The following is an 18,205-nucleotide window of genomic DNA, read 5'->3' as shown; positions in this document are numbered from 1 at the left end:
GGTACGGGCTCAGCGGCGGGCGCGTTCCTCCCGGCCGGCCGAGTCCACGCTCACCTCGTCGAAGGCGGGCGCGCCGTCGACGGCGTCCGCTCCCACCGCCACCGATCGGCCGGTGTCCGGCAGGTCGAGGCTGGAACGCAGGGTGACCGGGCGCAGCAGCAGCGCCGCCACGATACCGACCACCGCGATGGCGGCCGAGATCAGGAAGATATGCCCGGTCGCGTCCCCGTATGCGGCCCGGACGATCTGCCGGACCGGTTCGGGCAGCGCGTCGAGGTTGAGCGTGCTGCCGCCGCCTCCGCCGGAGGCGGGGATGCCGGCCGCGGCCAGGTCGTGGTTGATCCGGTCGGTGACCCGGCGGGCCAGCACCGCGCCGAGCACCGACACGCCGATGGTGCCGCCGAGCGAGCGGAAGAAGGCGACGCTGGCGCTCGCCGCGCCGATGTCCTTGAGCGAAACGGTGTTCTGCACGGCGAGCACCAGGTTCTGCATGGTCATGCCGACGCCGACGCCGACGATGAACATCGCGATGCCGACGAAGACCAGCGAGGTCTCGTGGTCGATGGTGCCGAGCATGCCGAAGCCGATGACGAGCACGACCGCCCCGAACACGATGTACGGCTTGATCTTCCCGGTGGCGGTGATCATCCGGCCCGCCACGATCGAGGAGATCAGCACGCCGGCCATCATCGGGATGGTGAGCAGGCCGGCCTCGGTCGGGCTGTAGCCGCGGCCGATCTGGAAGTACTGGCCGAGGAAGACCGCGCCGCCGAACATCGCCATGCCGACCGCGAGGCTGCCCAGGATCGCCAGGGCGGTGGTGCGCTCGCGGACGATGTGCAGCGGCACCACCGGTTCGGCGGCCCGCGCCTCCACCCAGACGGCGAGCGCGAGCAGCAGCACCGCGCCGCCGACCATGGCGCCGCTCTGCCAGGAGACCCAGGCGAACGAGTCGTCGACGAACGAGATCCAGATCAGCAGCACGCTGACGCCGGCGGCGATGAGCGTGGCGCCCAGATAGTCGATCTTGACGTTGTCCCGGCGCGCGGTGGGCAGGTTCAGGGTGATCTGGAGCAGGAACAGCGCGACGGCGGCGACCGGCACACCGACGAAGAAGCACCAGCGCCAGCCGAGCCACGAGGTGTCCACGATCAGGCCACCCAGCAGCGGGCCGCCCACGGTGGCCAGCGCCATCACGCCGCCCAGGTAGCCGTTGTAGCGGCCCCGCTCGCGCGGCGGGATCATGGCCGCGATCGCGACCTGCACCAGCGCCTGGAGGCCGCCGACGCCGATGCCCTGGAAGGCGCGGGCGGCGATGAGCTGCCCGGCGCTCTGCGCGAAGCCGGCCGCGACCGATCCGACCAGGAACACCACGATGGCGACCTGGATCAGCAGCTTCTTGTTGAACAGGTCGGCCAGCTTGCCCCAGATCGGGGTGGTCGCGGTGGCGGTGAGCAGGGTAGCGGTGACCACCCAGGTGTACTGCGTCTGCGAACCGTTGAGCGCTCCGATGATCTTCGGCAGGGCCGTCGAGACCACTGTGCCGCTCAGCATGGCCACGAAGAGCACCAGCAGCAGGCCGCTGAGTGCCTCCAGCGTCTGCCGCCGGTTCATGGGGGCGGCCTCAGCCGTCGCGGTGGGTGCGCTCATCCGCGCGTCCTCCAGGTGTGTCGATTGGGTTGGCCGCTTCGTTGCCTCAAGCAATCAACACTAAACCTTGCCCGGTAGGCAAGTTTGCCCATTGAGAAATGGCTCACCTACGCTAGCCGCATGGACGAGTGCACCGGGCTGCGGGAACGCAAGAAGGCGGCAACCCGCCTCGCGCTGCACGAGGCGGCGCTGTCGCTCGCCGCCGAGCACGGCCCGGACCGGATCACCGTCGAGGCCATCGCCGACGCCGCGAACGTGTCCCGGCGCACGTTCTCCAACTACTTCAGCGGCAAGGAGGAGGCCCTCTTCCACGGCGACACGCTGCGGCTGCGCCGGCTCCTCGCGCTGGTCGCCGAGCAGCCGGCGGAACTCGGGCCGTGGGCCACCCTGACCCGGGCCGCCCTCGTCCAGGCCGAGGAGGGCTACGACGACCCGGCCGAGCCCTGGCTCAACCGGCGACGGCGGCTGCACGGCCACCCGAGCCTGGCCGCCCACCAGGTCGGCGCGTACGCGGCCCAGGAGCGGGAGATGGCCGCGGAGCTGGCCCGTCGGCTGACCGGGCCCGACTCGCCGCTGCGGGCCCGGGTCGTCGCCGCCACGTTCCTCGCGTCCCTGCGCGTCGCCGCCCACGAGTGGCTGGAACACCCCGGCCGGCCGCTGCGCGACGTGCTGCGCGACGTGCTCGCCCGCGCCGCCCCGGCGGACGGCTGAGCGCTCCCCCAGCCGGGAACGGTGGAATGACCACGAACGGAACACCCCACCTGACCTGGGCTGACAGACTCGCCCGGTGGGTGCCGACCGCTGGCGCAAAGGGCTCGGACCGGCGACCGGCGTCGCCCCGGCGACCCGGGTCGACCGGTTCGAGGTCTTCTTCGACCTCGTCTTCGTGGTCTCCTTCTTCATCATCACGCGCGCCACCGCCGCGAACGTCACACCGCGGGAGCTGCTGCACGCGCTGCTGGTGCTCGCCGTGCTCTGGTGGTGCTGGGTGGTGCACAGCGCTGTCGCCGCCCGGCTGCGCCTCGGCGAGGGCTTCGTGCCGATCCTCATGGTGGTCGGCATGATCGCGCTGTTCACGTTCGCGCTCGCGCTGCCGCAGACGTTCGGCGACCTGGACAAGGGCAGCGCCGGGCCGATCCTGGTCACGATCAGCTACGTGGTGATCCGGTTCGTGCACACCGCCCTGTACTGGTACGCCACGCGGGACGACCGTCCGGCCCGGCGCAAGCTGCGGCTGTTCCTGCCGGAGGCGCTGATCTCGTCCTCCCTGCTGCTGGTGGCGGCGCTGCTGCCGCCGCGCGTAGCCCCGGACGTCGGCCCGTGGCTGCGCGACGGGCTCTGGATCGCGGTCGTCGCCATCCAGTACAGCAGCGGCCTGCTCGCCGGCGCCGACGGCTGGAAGATCACCTCGGCCGAGCACTGGACCGAGCGGTACGACCTCATCCTGATCATCGCGCTCGGCGAGTCGGTCATCTCGGTCGGCGTCGGCGGCAACCTGCTCGGCCAGCCGGTCACCTGGCCCGCGATCCCGGCGGCGATCTTCGGCATCCTGTTCACCGCCGCGCTCTGGTGGGCGCACTTCGACATGATCGGCCCGGCCGCCCGGATCGCGCTGCACGCCGCGCAGGGCCGTCCGCGGGTCGCGCTGGCCCGCGACGCGTACGCGTATCTCTACCTGCCCATGATCGCCGGGGTGATCCTGTTCGCGATCGGCGCCGAGGAGCTGGTCCGGATCGTCACCGACCCGGCGGGCGGCCCGGCGGAGCGCGGCCACGGGCCGGCGGTGCCGCTGCTCTTCGGTGGCGTTCTGGTCTACCTCGCCGCCAACATGGCGTTCCAGTGGCGGGCGTTGCGGACGCTGTCCTGGACCCGGCTCGGCACTGTGGTCCTGCTCGCCGCGGCGCTGCCGGTCGGCCGGCACCTGCCGGCGCTCGCCGCGCTGGGCCTGCTCACCGCGATCTGCGTGGCCCTCGTCGGTACCGAGCTGGTGATCTTCGCCGATTCCCGGGTCGCGTTGCGCCGGCTCATGCACGAGGAGAAGACGAGCGCCGAGGAGAGCGAGGCGGCCTGGCGGGCCCGCTGGCGCGAGGACGGCGACAGCGCCCCGCGCCGATCTTGACACAGGACCTAGAGTCTCCGCGTGATCGAGATCGTCACCGAGGTCGACCTGTTCCACCCGCCCGCCCGGGTCTGGCGGGCGCTCACGGAACGCGCGTTGCTTGCCAAGTGGTTCGCCGACAGCGCGCCCCGGTCCGACCGGTGGATCCTGGCCACCGCCGCGCTGCCCGGCTACGACGGCGACACCGAGGTGGAGACCGTCGAGGTGCGTGCGCCGCAGCGGCTGGTGGTCCGCTGCCGGGCGGACGGCCGGGCGACCCGTCTCGCCTGCGACCTGACCCCGACCGCGCTCGGCACCCGGCTGTCCGTACGCGAGGTGCTCGAAGACGGCGACTGGGACGCCGACGCCCGCGCCGAGCAGCACGAACAGGCAGTCACCGGACGGCTGCCGGCGATCCTCGACTGGCTGGCGTTCCAGAACGTCGACCTGCGCCGCGCCGAGGGCGGGCTGACCGCCGAACTGCCGGTGGTCCGGCTGCTCGGCGACGAGCACCGCCGGCCCGGGCGGCGCCGGGTGCTGCTGGCGGCCGGCGCGGTGACGCTGCTCGCCGCGGCGGCCGGGGCGACGGTGTGGGCCACCGGCGACGACCCGCCCGCGCCGGCCGCGCCGCTCCCGACGACGTCGCTCGTCATGCCGTCCAGCGCCACGCCGTCGGCCCGCCCCACGACCGCGCGGCCCACGCCCAGCCCGAGCCGCCGCAGCGCGTCGCCCTCGCCGACACCATCACCCACCCCCAGCCGTACGCCGAGCCCGACGCCCTCGACTGTCGCGGCGGCGCCGCTGAGCGCCACCTACGAGACGGTCACCGACCGGGTCTTCGGCTACCGGGGCCAGGTGGTGCTGCGCAATCCCGGACCGTCGCCGCGTCCGGGCTGGACGGTCACCGTGACGCTGCACGACGGCGCCACGGTGGGCAGCGTGAGCGGGGCCGAGGCGAAACAGGACGGCGCCGTGGTGACGTTCACCGGCGGCGTGTTGCCGGGCGGCGAGACCGCCACCATCCGCTTCGACGTCCGCGACCCCGACCCGGGCCACGACGCCCCCGCCGCCTGCGCCACGGAGAACACCCCCTGCACCCCCGCCTGAGGGCTTCACCACGTCGATCATGAAGTTGGGCCGTGGATTCGTCCGCATTCACGACGGCCAACTTCATGATCGCCGCATCCCGGGCGGGTGGGGCGTGGGCGGATGGGGCGTGGGCGGGCGGGGGTGCCGGTGCGGTGGGCGCGGAAATGGGTTGTTGAGTGCATGGGAGCGCTCCCGTAACATCCCTGACGCGGCTGTTAACGCTCACAAAACAATCGCCACCGCCAATGTCGGAGCCGCTGCCCCCGCAGGAGGTCATTCCATGTCCAGATCTAGGTCAGTCAATGCCATATTGGCGTCGGCGGGCGCCGCGCTGCTGGCGTCGGGGACCGTCGCCGTGGCCCTGCCCGCCGGGGCAGCCGCCGCCGGCTGCTCGGTCAACTACGCGATCTCGTCGCAGTGGCAGGGCGGCTTCGGCGCCAACGTCACCGTCACGAACCTCGGTGACCCGGTGTCGAGCTGGACGCTGACGTGGTCGTTCGGCGCCGGGCAGACGGTCACCCAGTCGTGGAACACGAGCCTGACCCAGAGCGGGTCCGCGGTCACCGCGCGCAACGTCGACTACAACGGGTCGATCCCGACCAACGGCAGCACGTCGTTCGGTTTCAACGGCTCCTGGACCAGCAGCAACCCGGTGCCGAGCAGCTTCGCGCTCAACGGGGTGACCTGCACCGGCGGCACCACCACGCCGACGGGCGGCCCGACCGGCGCACCCACCACGGCACCGCCCACCACGGCGCCGCCGACCACCGCACCGCCCACGACACCGCCGCCGGGCAACACCTGCAGTCTGCCGTCGTCGTACCGGTGGTCGTCCACCGGTGCGTTGGCGCAGCCGCGCTCGGGCTGGGTGTCGCTGAAGGACTTCACAGTGGTGCCCTACAACGGGCAGCACCTGGTCTACGCCACGACGCACGACACCGGGTCGTCGTGGGGGTCGATGAACTTCGGGCTGTTCTCGAACTGGTCGCAGATGGCCTCGGCGTCGCAGAACGCGATGTCGTCGGGGACTGTGGCGCCCACGTTGTTCTACTTCGCGCCGCGCAACATCTGGGTGCTGGCCTACCAGTGGGGACCGACCGCGTTCTCCTACCGCACCTCGACCAACCCGACGAACCCGAACGGCTGGTCGTCGGCGCAGCCGCTGTTCACCGGCAGCATCTCCGGTTCCGGCACCGGCCCGATCGACCAGACCCTGATCGCCGACGACCAGAACATGTACCTGTTCTTCGCCGGTGACAACGGCAAGATCTACCGCTCCAGCATGCCGATCGGGAACTTCCCCGGCAGCTTCGGCTCGAACTACACCACGATCATGTCGGACTCGACGAACAACCTGTTCGAGGCCGTGCAGGTCTACAAGCTCCAGGGCCAGACCCGCTACCTCATGATCGTCGAGGCCATCGGCTCCCAGGGCCGCTACTTCCGGTCCTTCACCGCCACCAGCCTGAACGGATCCTGGACCCCCCAGGCGGCCACCGAGTCCAACCCGTTCGCCGGCAAGGCCAACAGCGGCGCCACCTGGACCAACGACATCAGCCACGGCGAGTTGATCCGCACCACCGCCGACCAGACCTTCACCGTCGACCCCTGCAACCTCCAACTGCTCTACCAGGGCCGCTCCCCCAACTCCGGCGGCGACTACGGCCTCCTGCCCTACCGCCCCGGACTCCTCACCCTCCAGCGCTGAGCCGGCCGATCGAGAAGCGAGAGATCCGATGAGAAGGCACCAGACGACCCGTACCGCGGTGTTGTCGGCCGGGGCCGTCCTGCTGGCGTCGACCGCGATGGCCGCGGCGCTGCCGGCCGGCGCGGCAGCCGCCGGCTGCGCGGTCACCTACGCCGTGTCGTCGCAGTGGCAGGGCGGCTTCGGCGCGAACGTGACGGTCACCAACCTCGGTGACCCGGTCAACGGCTGGACGCTCACCTGGTCCTACGCCGCCGGGCAGACGGTCACCCAGGCGTGGAACGCCACTGTGACGCAGAGCGGAGCGGCTGTCACCGCCCGCAACGTCGACTACAACGGGTCCATCCCCACCAACGGCAACACGTCGTTCGGCTTCAACGGGTCCTGGACCAGCGGCAACCCCGCGCCGACGAGCTTCGCGCTCAACGGGGTGACCTGCACCGGCGGCACGACGACACCGACCACGTCGCCGTCCACCTCCCCGACGAGTTCGCCGACCACCTCACCCAGCACCCCGCCGCCCACCGGGGCGGCGGACATCACCGTCAACACCGCCAGCCGCTACCAGACGATCGACGGGTTCGGCGCCGCGGTGTCGATCTGGGGCGGCGCGTGGTCGACCGCCGAGACGCAGACGCTCGTCGGGCTCGGCCCCAACCAGCTCGGCCTGTCGATCGTGCGTACCGGGATCTCGCCGGTGTCCGGCGAGTGGGGGACCCAGGTCAGCGCGCTGCGGACGGCGAAGTCGTACGGGTCGAACGTGAAGATCATGGCGTCGCCGTGGACCGCCCCGGCGGCCTGGAAGACGAACAACAGCCGGATCAACGGTGGCAAGCTGCGCACCGACTACTACGACGACTACGCCGGCCACCTCAACAGCTACGTCCAGTACATGCGCAACCAGGGCGTGACGATCGACGTCACGTCAGTGCAGAACGAGCCGGACTGGCACCCGGACTACGACTCGATGGACTGGAGCGGCACCGAACTCCAGACCTTCGTGCGGGAGCAGGGCGCCAAGGTGCAGAACACCAAGCTGATGGTCGCCGAGGCGGTGAACCTCAACTACGGGTACACCGACCCGACGCTCAACGACGCGGCGGCCCGCAACAACATCGGCTACATCGGCGGTCACCTGTACGGCACCGAGGCGTCCGGCCGGCTGAAGCCGTACACGCTGGCGCAGCAGTACAACAAGCCGGTGTGGATGACCGAGTGGAACCTGCACGAGGCCGACGGCAGCGGCTCGAACATCTGGGGCAACCCGGCAAACGCCACGGTCTGGAACGAGACGCTCGACGACATCATGCGCACCGTGCACAAGTCGATGGAGTCGAACTGGAGCGCGTACGTCTGGTGGTACGGCAAGCGCTACTACTCGTTCATCGGTGACGGGGAGTCCGCGTACGGCACCGTGGCGGGCGCGCCGCTCAAGCGGGGGTACGCGTTCTCGCAGTACGCGAAGTACGTGCGGCCCGGCTACCAGCGGGTCGCCCTGACCAAGAGCTCGAAGGCGTCGCCGCTGGAGGTGACCGCCTACTCCGGCGACGGGAAGGTCACGCTGGTGATCCTCAACCGCTCGACCAGCGCGGTGAACAACGCGGTCATCCAGGCGCCGCAGAACGTCAGCCGGGCGGAGTACGTGGCCACGTCGCAGAACGCCAGCGCGGCGAGCCAGCCGGTGGGCGTGAACGGCAACCAGGTGACGGTGAACGTCGGCGCGCGGAGCATCTCCACCGTCGTGCTCACCCTCTGACCGGGGACACGCACGAGGGCGGGGGCGGCCGGATCGGCCGCCCCCGCTCGTGTGTGTGACTGCTAACTGGCGTACGTCTCGAACTCGCCGACTCTCGGCGTACCGCCGGAGCTGTTGATCTTGAAGTTGATCTTCTTCAGCGAGGTCGCGCCGAACGTGATCTGGCCGGCCCCGCTGCCGGAGGCGAGCACCGCGCCGGTGTCGTTGTTGACGAGCTGCCACGACCCGATCGAACCCGAGGTGCCCGACGGCTCGCGGATGACCACGCGGGACACAGTGGTGGCCGAGCCCCACTTGATCGAGACGGTGCCGGTCGACCCGGACGGCGACCAGTACGTGCTCAGGTTGCCGTCGCGCACGTTGCCGTAGCTGGTGCCGTCGGCCTTGCTGGAACCGTCCGCGCCGGCACCGGAGACGAGGCTCAGGTTGGTCCCGCCGGACGGGGGCGGCGTGGTCGTTCCCGGCGGCGGCGTGGTCGGCGCCGGGGTGGTCGGCCCCGGCGTGGTGGGGGCCGGCGACTGCGGCGTGCAGTTGCCGTCGGAGACGCGCAGGCCGGTGTTGGCGCCCGCGGTCTGCCGCACGATGTCCGGCACACAGCTCGCCCCGTCGAGCCGGTACGAGTACGGGACGCTCACGGTGGTCGTGGACGTCACGTTCGGACCCGCCGGGTAGTTGTCGCTCCCCGGCGAGGACCAGGTCACGTTGTCGAAGATGTTGCCGCTGACCTGCCAGGTGCCGCGCTCGCTGGTGTAGAACGTGCCGAGCACGTCCTTGGAGTTGCGGAAGTAGTTGTTGTCCACCTTGGCGCGCGCGCCGGCCCGGGAGTTGATGCCCGACTCGTGCAGCCCGTTGTAGTGGTTGTTGAACATGTGGGCGATGCCGCCGCGCAGCAGCGGCGTACGGGAGTCGATGTTCTCGTACAGGTTGTGCTCGAACGTGATGTAGCCGTTGCCGCGGTCGCTCTCACTCGATCCGATCAGGCCGCCCCGGCCGGAGTTGCGCAGGATGCTGTACGACAGCGTCACGTACTGGGTGTCGTCCTTCATGTCGAACAGGCCGTCGTAGCCCTCCGACTCGCCACCGGACGCCTCCAGCGTGACGTGGTCGACCCACACGTTGCGGACGGTGCTCTCCATGCCGATCGCGTCGCCGCCGTTGGAGGTCGGCGAGCCCGACTTCTTGACGTTGCGCACCGTGACGTTGCGGATGATGATGTTGCGCGAGTCGCGGATGTGGATGCCGAGCTGGTCGAAGACGGCGCCGCTGCCCACCCCGATGAGGGTGACGTTGCTGATCTGCTTCAGCTCGATCACGCCGTCGGCGGTGTTGCAGCTCGATCCGGAGACCTTGCTGGTGTTGCCGTGGTTGATGGTCCCGGTCACCTCGATGGTGATCGGGGTGCTGCTGCTGGCCCGGTTGCACAGCGCCGCGTGGATCGCGGTGCCGGTGGTGGCGCGTACGGTCTGCCCGCCCGCGCCGCCAGTGGTGCCGCCGTTCTGGGTGGCGTAGCCGGTGGTGCTGCCCGCCGCCGCCGACGCCTGCGGGGACGGCATCACCACGGCGACGGCGATACCGACGACCGCCGTTGCCAGTGCCGCGTGGAGTCGCAGCGTGACTGTTCTTCTCATGTCGCCTCATTCCTTTTTCGAGCATGCGGCAATCGCCGCCGAGCAGCGGCAGTCACCGAATGGGAATAATGAGGAGCCGCGACGCGATCAGGCGCGCCGCCAGCGAATGTGGTTCATCTGCGATGCCCGGCCCGCACATGAAACATCGATGTAACGCAATCGTATGAAAGCGCTTTCCAGGAAGGCAAGAGCTGGCGTTTGCAGGTTTTTTGCACCGCCCGGCCGCGCCGCCTTCTTGACGGGACGCGCGATCGGTGGTTGCCTGCACCTCACTCTGTAGATCGACCCTCGTCTACTTCCCGCCCTCACGAGGAGCGCCATGCCCCATCCCCGCAGAACCCCGCTGGCCGCGGCCGCCGGCGCGCTCGCCGCCGTCCTGGCCGTCTCCCCGGCGCCCGCCGCACCCCCGGCGGAACCCACGGCCACCGGCAACGCGTGGACCGCCGACCTCACCGTCGTCGACGCCGACGACGTCGGCGTCCGCTGGACCGACGCCGGACTGCGCCTCGCCGACACGGCGAGCCGGCCGGCAGCCCAGCGCCGGCAGACGGCCGGGGGCATGCTCGTCACCGCGCCCCACCCACTCGCCGCGCCGGCCAACCGGGTCCGGGCCGACGTCGAGGCGACCCCCGGCGGCGCCGTCGAGGTGGCGGCACGGGGCTGGCGATCGGGCGCGTGGACCGAGTGGCGGTCCCTTTCCGGCGCAGCCGTCTTCGACCAGCCCGTCACCCGGGTGCAGATCCGGGTGGCCCTCACCGCCGAGCGGCCGACCGCCGCGCCCACCGTGCGCGCGGTCCGGCTCGTCGCCGACTCGGTCGCGGCCGTCACGGCCGCCACCCCGGGCCTCACCTACCGGGTGTACGCCACGCGGGAGGGGCTGGTCGGCGGCACCACCGCCAACGGGCACGTGATCGTCTCGCGGGACCACTTCGTCGCGCTGCCGTCGGCCCGTGGCCTGGCGCCGAAGAACACCGGCGACTACACCGTCCGGGTCTGCACCACGACCCGCAGCCGCTGCGAGTACGCGCCGGTCTGGGACATGGGGCCGTGGAACACGAAGGACGACTACTGGAACCCGAGCAGTGTCCGCGAGTCGTGGAAGGACCTGCCGCAGGGCCGGCCCGAGGCGCAGGCGGCGTACCAGAGCGGCTACAACGGAGGCCGGGACCAGTTCGGGCGCGTGGTGGGCAGCCCGGCCGGCATCGACCTCGCCGACGGCACGTTCTGGGACGGACTGCTGCTCACCGACAACGCCTGGGTCGACGTCGCCTACCTCTGGACCGGCAGCGGCACCCGGGGCCGGATCGGCAGCGGCCCGCTCAACATCCGCTCCGGCCCGGCCACGAGCAACCCCGTCGTCGGGCTGGCCGCCACCTACGCCAACGTGCCGATCGAGTGCTCGGTCACCGGCCAGTCGGTGAGCGGCCCGTACCGGACGACCAGCCAGTGGAACCGACTCGCGTCAGGCCACTTCGTCAGCCACGCGTACGTCTCCAGCGTGACCGGCGCCATCCCGGCCTGCTGATGCGGGGTCCGGGCTGGGAGCCGGTCCGCGACGGCGTCGCTCACGACGGGGCTGGCCGCTGCACCTGAACCGCTACGCCGCCTTGTTCACCGACGCCTGATGACCCGCGGTCACGCCCGGCGCCGCGCCGCCCCGGGTGCGCTGGATGAGTACGACGCAGGCGAGCACCGCACCCGCCACCACCAGCGCGCCGGGCGTGACCGCCTCACCCAGCAGCACTGCCGACCACACGAGCGTGAGCACCGGCTGGACGAGCTGGATCTGGCCGACCCTGGCGATCCCGCCCCGGGCCAGCCCGGCGTACCAGGCGAAGAAGCCGAGGAACATCGACACCACTGTGAGGTAGCCGAATCCGGTCCAGGCGGCGACGCCGCCCTGCGGGCGGTGCAGGAGCGCGGCAATCCCGGTGACCGGCACGGTGACCGGGAGCGACAGCAGCAATGCCCAGCAGATCGTCCGGGCGCCGCCGAGTTCGCGGGCCAGCCTGCCGCCCTCGGCGTACCCGAGACCGCAGAGCACCACGGCGGCGAGCAGGAACGCCTCGGCCGGTGACAGCGCGCCGCGGATCGAGCCGCCGGCGGCGAGGAACGCGAGCACCAGCGCCAGGCCGGCCGCGCCGGCGAGCCAGAACAGCGGCGGGGGTCGTTCCCCGGCCCGCAGCACCGCGAACACCGCGGTCATGGCGGGCAGCACGGTGACGACCACCGCGCCGTGCGCGGAGGTCTGCGTGGTGAGTGCGAGCGACGTGAACAGCGGGAAGCCGACGACGACGCCGAGCGCGACGATCGACAGCCGTCGCCACTGGTCCCGGGTGGGGCGCGGCGCACCGGTCAGGCGCAGGTAGGCCCACGCCAGCAGCGCCGCGCCGACCGCGCGTCCGAACGCGACGAACCAGGGGTCGAGGGTGTGCACCGCGACGCGGGTGGCCGGCAGCGACATGCTGAAGGCCAGGACTCCCAGCGTGCCGAGGGCGACCCCGCCGCCCGGCCTGACCGTTACCGTCACCACGGCAGTAGCGCTACTCTGTTCCTTCATGAGTGATGGTAGCGCTATCGACCACGTCGTCCGGCACCTGGGTGCGCTGGCGGCATCCGCCGCCCCGGGCACGCGGCTGCCGTCCGTGCGGGAGCTGACCGCACGCCATCACGTCTCCCCCGTGACAGTCGCCGAGGCGACCCGGCGGCTCGTCGCGGACGGGTTGATCGAGACGCGGCCGGGGCGTGGCGCGTTCGTGGCCGCCCGGCGCACCGGGCCGCAGCGGGCGGACCTGTCGTGGCAGACGGTCGCGCTGGGCCCGAGGCGGGGCGGCGAGGAGGAGATGCAGGCGCTGCTGGCCCTACCTCCGGCGGGCGCGATCCCGCTGACCGGTGGCTACCTGGACCCGGATCTCCAGCCCGCCGCCGCACTCGGCGCGGCGCTCGCCCGCGCCGCCCGCCAGCCCGCCGCGTGGCAGCGCGGCCCGGTGGAGGGGCGGGCGGACCTGCGAGCCTGGTTCGCCCGCGAATCAGGTGGCGGCCTACGCGCCGAGGACATGGTGATCTGCCCGGGCGGGCAGGCCGCGCTCTCGTCGACCCTGCGGGCGCTCACCACGCCCGGCGACACGCTTCTGGTCGAGTCCCCCACCTACCTCGGCGCGCTCGCCGCCGCCCGCGCGGCCGGGCTGCGGGTGGTGCCCGTACCCGCCGACTCCGACGGGGTACGGCCCGACCAGCTCGCCGCCGCGTTCGCCCGCACCGGCGCGCGGGTGTTCTACTGCCAGCCGCTGCACGCCAACCCGCACGGCGCGACGCTCGCGCCGGCCCGCCGCGACCAGGTCGCCGAGGCGGTACGCGAGGCCGGCGCGTTCCTGATCGAGGACGACTACGCCCGCGACCTCACCGTCGACGGCGAGGCCCCGCCGCCGCTCGCCGCCGACGACCCGGACGGGCACGTCGTCTACCTGCGGTCGCTGACCAAGCCGGCCGCGCCCGGCCTGCGGATCGCCGCGCTCGGCGCGCGCGGGCCGGCCGGGGCGCGGCTGCGCGCCGCCCGCCTGCTCGACGACCTCTTCGTCGCCGGGCCGCTGCAACAGGCCGCGCTTGAGTTCCTCACCGCGCCGGCGTGGGACCGGCACCGCCGTACCCTGCGCCGGGAGTTGCGGGCCCGGCGGGAGGCGCTGCTCGCCGCGCTGGACCGGCACCTGCCGGCACTGGCGCCGCGCGACGTCCCCCGCGGTGGCCTGCACCTGTGGGTACGCCTGCCCGACGGCGCCGACGACGTCGCGGTGACGGCGGCGGCCGCCGCGGCCGGGGTCACCGTCTTCCCGGGGCGCCCCTGGTACGCGGCCGAACCCCCCGCCCCGCACCTGCGCCTCACCTACGCCGCCGCCCCACCCGAGCAGATGGACGAAGCCGTCCGCCGCCTGTCCACAGCCCTCCCCCACTGACCCCCGCCCCCGCCCCCGCCCCCGCCCCCGCCCCCGCCCCCGCCCCCGCCCCCGCGATCTTGCACTTTCGGCCCCGGCAGAGGGAACAATCCCGACAAAAAGAGGGCCGAAAGTGCAAGATCAACGCAGAGCCCGTCGGGCCGGGGTCAGGACTGCGCGGATCTTGGTACGGGGCCGCCCTCATGGGGGCGCTTCCGTACCAAGATCTACAGAGGGTCCGGAGTGGGTGCACACGACTCGACCCCCGCCGGGTGGCCGGCGGGGGTCGTGGTCGGGGTGGATCAGGCCTCGGTGAGCTGGCCACGCAGCTTGGTCAGCGCGCGGGCGAGCAGCCGGGACACGTGCATCTGGGAGACACCGACCCGGGCGGCGATCTCGCTCTGGGTCAGGTTGCCGTAGAAGCGCAGCGTGAGGATCTTCTGCTCGCGCTCGTCGAGGGTGGCGAGCGCCGGGCCCAGCGAGGCGCGCAGCTCGGCCAGCTCGTACTCGTTGTCCTCGGCGCCGAGGGTGTCGCCCAGCTCGGTGGCGCTGTCGCCGTCGCCGATCGGGGTGGACAGCGAGACCGCGTTGTACGCGCGGGCGCCCTCCAGGCCCTCGAGGACCTCTTCCTCGGTGACGTCGAGGTGGGCGGCGATGTCGGCGACGGTCGGGGCCCGGTTGAGCGTCTGGGTCAGCGTGCTGTTGGCCTCGGAGATGCGCAGCCGCAGCTCCTGGAGGCGGCGCGGGACCCGGATGTTCCAGGTGCGGTCGCGGAAGTGCCGCTTGATCTCGCCCAGGATCGTCGGGATGGCGAAGCCGGCGAAGTCGACACCGCGCGAGGCGTCGAACCGGTCGACCGCCTTGATCAGGCCGAGCGCCGCGGTCTGCGCCAGATCGCCGGCGGGCTCGCCGCGACCGCTGTAGCGGGCGGCGAGGTGGTTGGCCAGCGGCAGCCACGCCTCGATGACCTGGTTGCGCAGGGCGGCCCGCTGCGGGTGGTCGGCGGGCAGTGCGGCGAGCGCCGTGATCAGCTCGCTGGCACGGGACTCCTCACCGGTCTGCGGCGCGCGGTGCACCTCGGTCGCGGTCGATGCCATGGTCATCGTGGTCATGCTGCCCTTCCTGTCCTCGGAGAACGGGTGGCCTCCCACACCGGTCGTGCCAGCCACACTAGACCAAAGGCCACGGCCAAATCAACCGAACGGACGATGGAGATTTCGTGTCAATGCGGACATAGGGTCGATCAGGGTGCGTCAGCGGGGCATCAGCGGCCGGTAGTCGGCGGCGGTGAGCGGCAGCGCGGAGAGGCTTCCGTCCGCGCGCGGCACCTCCAGCGGCTGCCCGTCCCGGCGGAACACGACGCTGTACACGTCGGGCCGTTGAGTGAGGCTGCACACGATCTGCCCGAAGGCGAGCACCTCGTCGTTGCGGCCGGTCTCCTCCCCCGCCTGGCGCACGTCGACGGTGGCCAGCGTGCCGGCGAGCGTCGCCCCGGCCACCGCCACGGTGCCCGGAAGCGCCGTGCTCAGCCCTTGCCGGCGCTCGCCGCCGTCCGGCCCGGCCAGCAGGTGCTGAAGGTGCGCGTCCACCCCCGGCAGCCCGTCGACCCGGCGCTTGACCACGACCAGGCCGTCGTCCCGGACGAAGCAGAACGGCTCGTCCACCCGCCCGTCCGCGTCGACGGTCGAGGAAACGGCTGGGGTCGGGAACGCACCGGGCGGCGTCTGCACCAGCCGGGGCTCGTCGTCCACCGGCACCCCGCAGCCGGCCAGCAGCACGGCCACGAGCAGGCCGGGCAGGAGCCGCCGCCGGCTCATCGCAGCGCTCCGGGCAGCTCCACGCGGAAGCGCGCGCCGGGCTTGCGGTCCAGCACGGCGGCCGTTCCCCCGTGCGCGGCGGCGTGCTGCGCCACCAGGGCGAGCCCGAGGCCGGTGCCGTCGGTGCCGGCCCGGTCGTGCGCCGCCCGGCCCCTGACGAACCTGTCGAAGATGATCTCGCGGTCGGCGGGTGGCACGCCCGGACCGGCGTCGTCGACCTCCAGCACGCCCACGCCGTCGCGCCCGCCCAGGCGTACGGCGACCGGCCCGCCGCCGTACCGCTCGGCGTTCTCGACGAGGTTCAGCAGTGTCTGGGCGAACCTGCGCCGGTCGACCCACCACAGGTGCGGGGCGTCGCCGTCGACAGTCACCAGGCTCTCCGGCAGCGACCGCTCCCGGCAGCAGGCCCGGGCCAGCTCCACCACGTCGACCGTCTCGCGGTGGGCCGGCTGCTCGGTGCGGGCCAGCTGGATCAGGTCGTCGACCAGGCGCTGGAACCGGGTCACCTCGTCGGCCACCAGGCCCGCCGCGGTCGCGGTGCGTTCGTCCTGGTGCTCCCGGCGACGGTTGAGCACGCTCGCGGCGGCGGACAGGGTCTGCAACGGCGAGCGCAGCTCGTGGCTCACGTCGGCGGCGAAGCGCCGGTCCCGCTCGATGCGGTGCACCAGCTTGTCGACCATCTCGTTGAACGAGCTGGACAGGCGGGTGAGGTCGGGATCGGTGGTCGGGTCGAGCCGGGTGGCGAAATCGCCGCCCGCGATCCGCTCCGCCGCGTCGGCCACCGCGGTGAGCGGCCGCAGGCTGTGCCGGGTGGCGTACCAGCCGAGCGCCGCGCCCGCCCCGGCGACCATGATCGCCACGGCGATCAGCGCCAGCCCCACCACCTGGAAGGTCTCCTCGACCTCCCGCAGCGAGGTCAGCTCGTAGTAGCCGAGCGCGCCGGGCAGCGGTACGCCGACCAGCAGCGCGGGCTGACCGTCGAGCCGGATGCGCTGCACCGCGGGCTTGCCGTCGGCCACCATGCGCTGCAACTCCGGCGGCACCGAGCTGGCGCCCACGTCGGCGGTCCGGGCGTACCAGCCGTCGGGCAGGTGCAGCAGCGGCCGGCGGGCGCTGCCGGTGTCGAGCGAGCGCAGCACCGCCACCACGTCCGGGGTGCCGGTGTCCAGGCCGGAGCGGACCACGGCGGCGTCGTAGTAGGCGGCCCGCACCGCCGCGCGCTCCCGCTCGTCGAGCAGCGAGCGCCGGGTCAGGTCGTACGAGAAGAGGGCCATCAGCGCCGACAGCAGCAACGCGCCGACGGCGAACGCCGCGGTGACCCGGGCGCGGAGTCCGGGACGGGTCATCGCTGCAGCTTGTAGCCGAGACCGCGCAGGGTGACCAGGTGGCGCGGATTGGCCGGGTCGGGTTCGATCTTCTGCCGCAGCCGGCCCACGTGCACGTCGACCAGCCGCTCGTCGCCGGTCTCGTAGCCCCAGACCCGGCTGAGCAACTGCTGGCGCGACAGCACCCGCCCGGCGTGCTCGGCCAGCTCGCAGAGCAGCCGGAACTCGGTCCGGGTGACCGGCACCGGCTGGCCCGAGCGCCGCACCTCGCCGGCCTCCGCGCTGATCTCCAGGTCGCCGAAGAACTGGGCGGGGACGGGTCCGGACACCGTGCGTACGCGCCGCCGCAGCGCCCGCAGCCGGGCGGACAGCTCCTTGATCGCGACCGGCTTCACCACGTAGTCGTCGGCGCCGGCCTCCAGCGCGGCGACGATGTCGTGGGTGTCGTCGCGGGCGCTGATCACCACGACCGGCACGTCGTCGTCGCGGCGCAGTTGCCGGATGCAGTCGAAGCCGTTCATGCCGGGCAGCATCAGGTCGACGAGCACGTAGTCCGCCGGCTTCTCCCGCTGCCGGCGCAGGCCGTCCTCGGCGGTCGGCTCGCCGTACGCCTCGTAGCCCTCCTCCTCCAGGGCGAGCTGCAGCGCGAGCCGGATGCGGTCGTCGTCCTCGATCACCAGTACGGCCGTCATATGGGCATCATGACCGGCCCCGCACGGGTCGCCCAATCGCGTAGGCCGTTCGTGGTTTTTGTCATCGAACCGTCATACAACCGTCCGGGGACCTCCAAGATCCGCGCGCAGAGTGAGGTCTGCCCCGATCCGACCACGGAAGCGACGCGATGCCCGCCACCCTGCCGTCCCCGCCGGAGTCCGCCGTGCCGCACGTGCGCGTGGACATCACCGACGAGTTGGACCTCGCCGGGCTGCCCGAGGTCGCCCACGTGCTGGACCGCATCCTCGCGCTGCGGCCCCGCGAGCTGACGATCGACCTCGCCGGATGCCGGCATGTCGACCCGGCCGCCGTCGCGCTGCTGCTGGACGTGCACCGCCGGCTGGCGCGGCAGGACGGCCGGCTCACGCTGAGCAGTCCACACCCGCGGATCCGACGCATCCTGGAGACCTCCGGGCTCGGTGCGGTACCCGTCGTCGACACGCCCCGTCCGGCCGCGCGCGGCCGGGCCCGGGTCGCGTCCGCAGCACGCTGAG

General features: G+C 72.4%; 15 protein-coding genes. 8 read left to right on the top strand and 7 right to left on the bottom strand.

What is annotated here, in order from left to right:
* Positions 1-9 precede the first annotated feature (9 nt).
* Positions 10-1,650: an MDR family MFS transporter gene (locus AB0B20_RS23690; protein ID WP_357384427.1), complete on the bottom strand. Its 1,641-nt coding sequence runs from the start codon at positions 1,648-1,650 to the stop codon at positions 10-12.
* A gap of 120 nt (positions 1,651-1,770) precedes the next feature.
* On the opposite strand from AB0B20_RS23690, the gene AB0B20_RS23685 reads away from it, so the two are divergent.
* From AB0B20_RS23685 to AB0B20_RS23665, 5 genes are all read left to right on the top strand, one after another.
* Positions 1,771-2,361 carry a TetR family transcriptional regulator gene (locus AB0B20_RS23685; RefSeq protein ID WP_357473494.1) on the top strand — a complete coding sequence of 197 codons (591 nt, stop codon included), beginning with the start codon at positions 1,771-1,773 and terminating at the stop codon, positions 2,359-2,361.
* A 76-nt stretch (positions 2,362-2,437) separates the two neighbouring features.
* A complete protein-coding gene (locus tag AB0B20_RS23680; RefSeq protein ID WP_357473491.1) occupies positions 2,438-3,769 on the top strand; it encodes a low temperature requirement protein A in 1,332 nt (443 codons plus the stop codon).
* Positions 3,770-3,790: 21 nt separating this feature from the next.
* On the top strand, positions 3,791-4,855 hold the full coding sequence (locus tag AB0B20_RS23675) for an SRPBCC domain-containing protein (protein ID WP_357473488.1): 1,065 nt from the start codon (positions 3,791-3,793) through the stop codon (positions 4,853-4,855).
* Positions 4,856-5,117: 262 nt separating this feature from the next.
* Positions 5,118-6,545 carry a non-reducing end alpha-L-arabinofuranosidase family hydrolase gene (locus tag AB0B20_RS23670; RefSeq protein ID WP_357384419.1) on the top strand — a complete coding sequence of 476 codons (1,428 nt, stop codon included), beginning with the start codon at positions 5,118-5,120 and terminating at the stop codon, positions 6,543-6,545.
* A gap of 28 nt (positions 6,546-6,573) precedes the next feature.
* Positions 6,574-8,298 (top strand): cellulose binding domain-containing protein, encoded by a 1,725-nt coding sequence (locus AB0B20_RS23665; RefSeq protein WP_357473485.1) that lies wholly within the window; start codon positions 6,574-6,576, stop codon positions 8,296-8,298.
* Between the two features lie 62 nt (positions 8,299-8,360).
* On the opposite strand, the gene AB0B20_RS23660 is transcribed toward AB0B20_RS23665, so the two are convergent.
* Positions 8,361-9,926: a pectate lyase gene (locus AB0B20_RS23660; RefSeq protein WP_357473482.1), complete on the bottom strand. Its 1,566-nt coding sequence runs from the start codon at positions 9,924-9,926 to the stop codon at positions 8,361-8,363.
* A gap of 319 nt (positions 9,927-10,245) precedes the next feature.
* Here AB0B20_RS23660 and AB0B20_RS23655 point away from each other — a divergent pair, with 319 nt between their 5' ends.
* Positions 10,246-11,451, top strand: coding sequence for a hypothetical protein (locus tag AB0B20_RS23655; protein WP_357473479.1), 1,206 nt, complete (start codon positions 10,246-10,248; stop codon positions 11,449-11,451).
* A 72-nt stretch (positions 11,452-11,523) separates the two neighbouring features.
* Here AB0B20_RS23655 and AB0B20_RS23650 read toward each other — a convergent pair whose 3' ends face one another.
* Complete coding sequence (locus AB0B20_RS23650; RefSeq protein ID WP_357473476.1) at positions 11,524-12,486, bottom strand: DMT family transporter; 963 nt, start codon at positions 12,484-12,486, stop codon at positions 11,524-11,526.
* Between AB0B20_RS23650 and AB0B20_RS23645 the strand changes: the two genes are divergently transcribed.
* Complete coding sequence (locus AB0B20_RS23645; RefSeq protein WP_357473473.1) at positions 12,485-13,876, top strand: PLP-dependent aminotransferase family protein; 1,392 nt, start codon at positions 12,485-12,487, stop codon at positions 13,874-13,876. The genes AB0B20_RS23650 and AB0B20_RS23645 overlap by 2 nt on opposite strands.
* A gap of 281 nt (positions 13,877-14,157) precedes the next feature.
* Here the strand turns inward: AB0B20_RS23645 and AB0B20_RS23640 are convergent, their stop codons facing one another.
* The 4 genes from AB0B20_RS23640 to AB0B20_RS23625 all read right to left on the bottom strand — a co-directional run bounded on the left by AB0B20_RS23640 (position 14,158) and on the right by AB0B20_RS23625 (position 17,689).
* On the bottom strand, positions 14,158-14,967 hold the full coding sequence (locus AB0B20_RS23640) for a SigB/SigF/SigG family RNA polymerase sigma factor (protein WP_357384407.1): 810 nt from the start codon (positions 14,965-14,967) through the stop codon (positions 14,158-14,160).
* A 141-nt stretch (positions 14,968-15,108) separates the two neighbouring features.
* Positions 15,109-15,672: a GerMN domain-containing protein gene (locus tag AB0B20_RS23635; RefSeq protein ID WP_357473470.1), complete on the bottom strand. Its 564-nt coding sequence runs from the start codon at positions 15,670-15,672 to the stop codon at positions 15,109-15,111.
* Positions 15,669-17,018: a HAMP domain-containing sensor histidine kinase gene (locus AB0B20_RS23630; protein ID WP_357473467.1), complete on the bottom strand. Its 1,350-nt coding sequence runs from the start codon at positions 17,016-17,018 to the stop codon at positions 15,669-15,671. The genes AB0B20_RS23635 and AB0B20_RS23630 overlap by 4 nt, the downstream gene beginning before the upstream one ends.
* Complete coding sequence (locus tag AB0B20_RS23625) at positions 17,015-17,689, bottom strand: response regulator transcription factor (RefSeq protein ID WP_357384401.1); 675 nt, start codon at positions 17,687-17,689, stop codon at positions 17,015-17,017. Before AB0B20_RS23625 ends, AB0B20_RS23630 begins: the two co-directional genes overlap by 4 nt.
* 149 nt (positions 17,690-17,838) lie before the next feature.
* Between AB0B20_RS23625 and AB0B20_RS23620 the strand changes: the two genes are divergently transcribed.
* Complete coding sequence (locus AB0B20_RS23620; protein ID WP_357473464.1) at positions 17,839-18,204, top strand: STAS domain-containing protein; 366 nt, start codon at positions 17,839-17,841, stop codon at positions 18,202-18,204.
* Position 18,205: the final 1 nt, after the last annotated feature.

The organism is Micromonospora sp. NPDC049151 (assembly GCF_040648395.1).
In the GTDB taxonomy this organism is placed as follows: domain Bacteria; phylum Actinomycetota; class Actinomycetes; order Mycobacteriales; family Micromonosporaceae; genus Micromonospora.
This window is presented reverse-complemented; position numbering and strand designations above follow the sequence as displayed.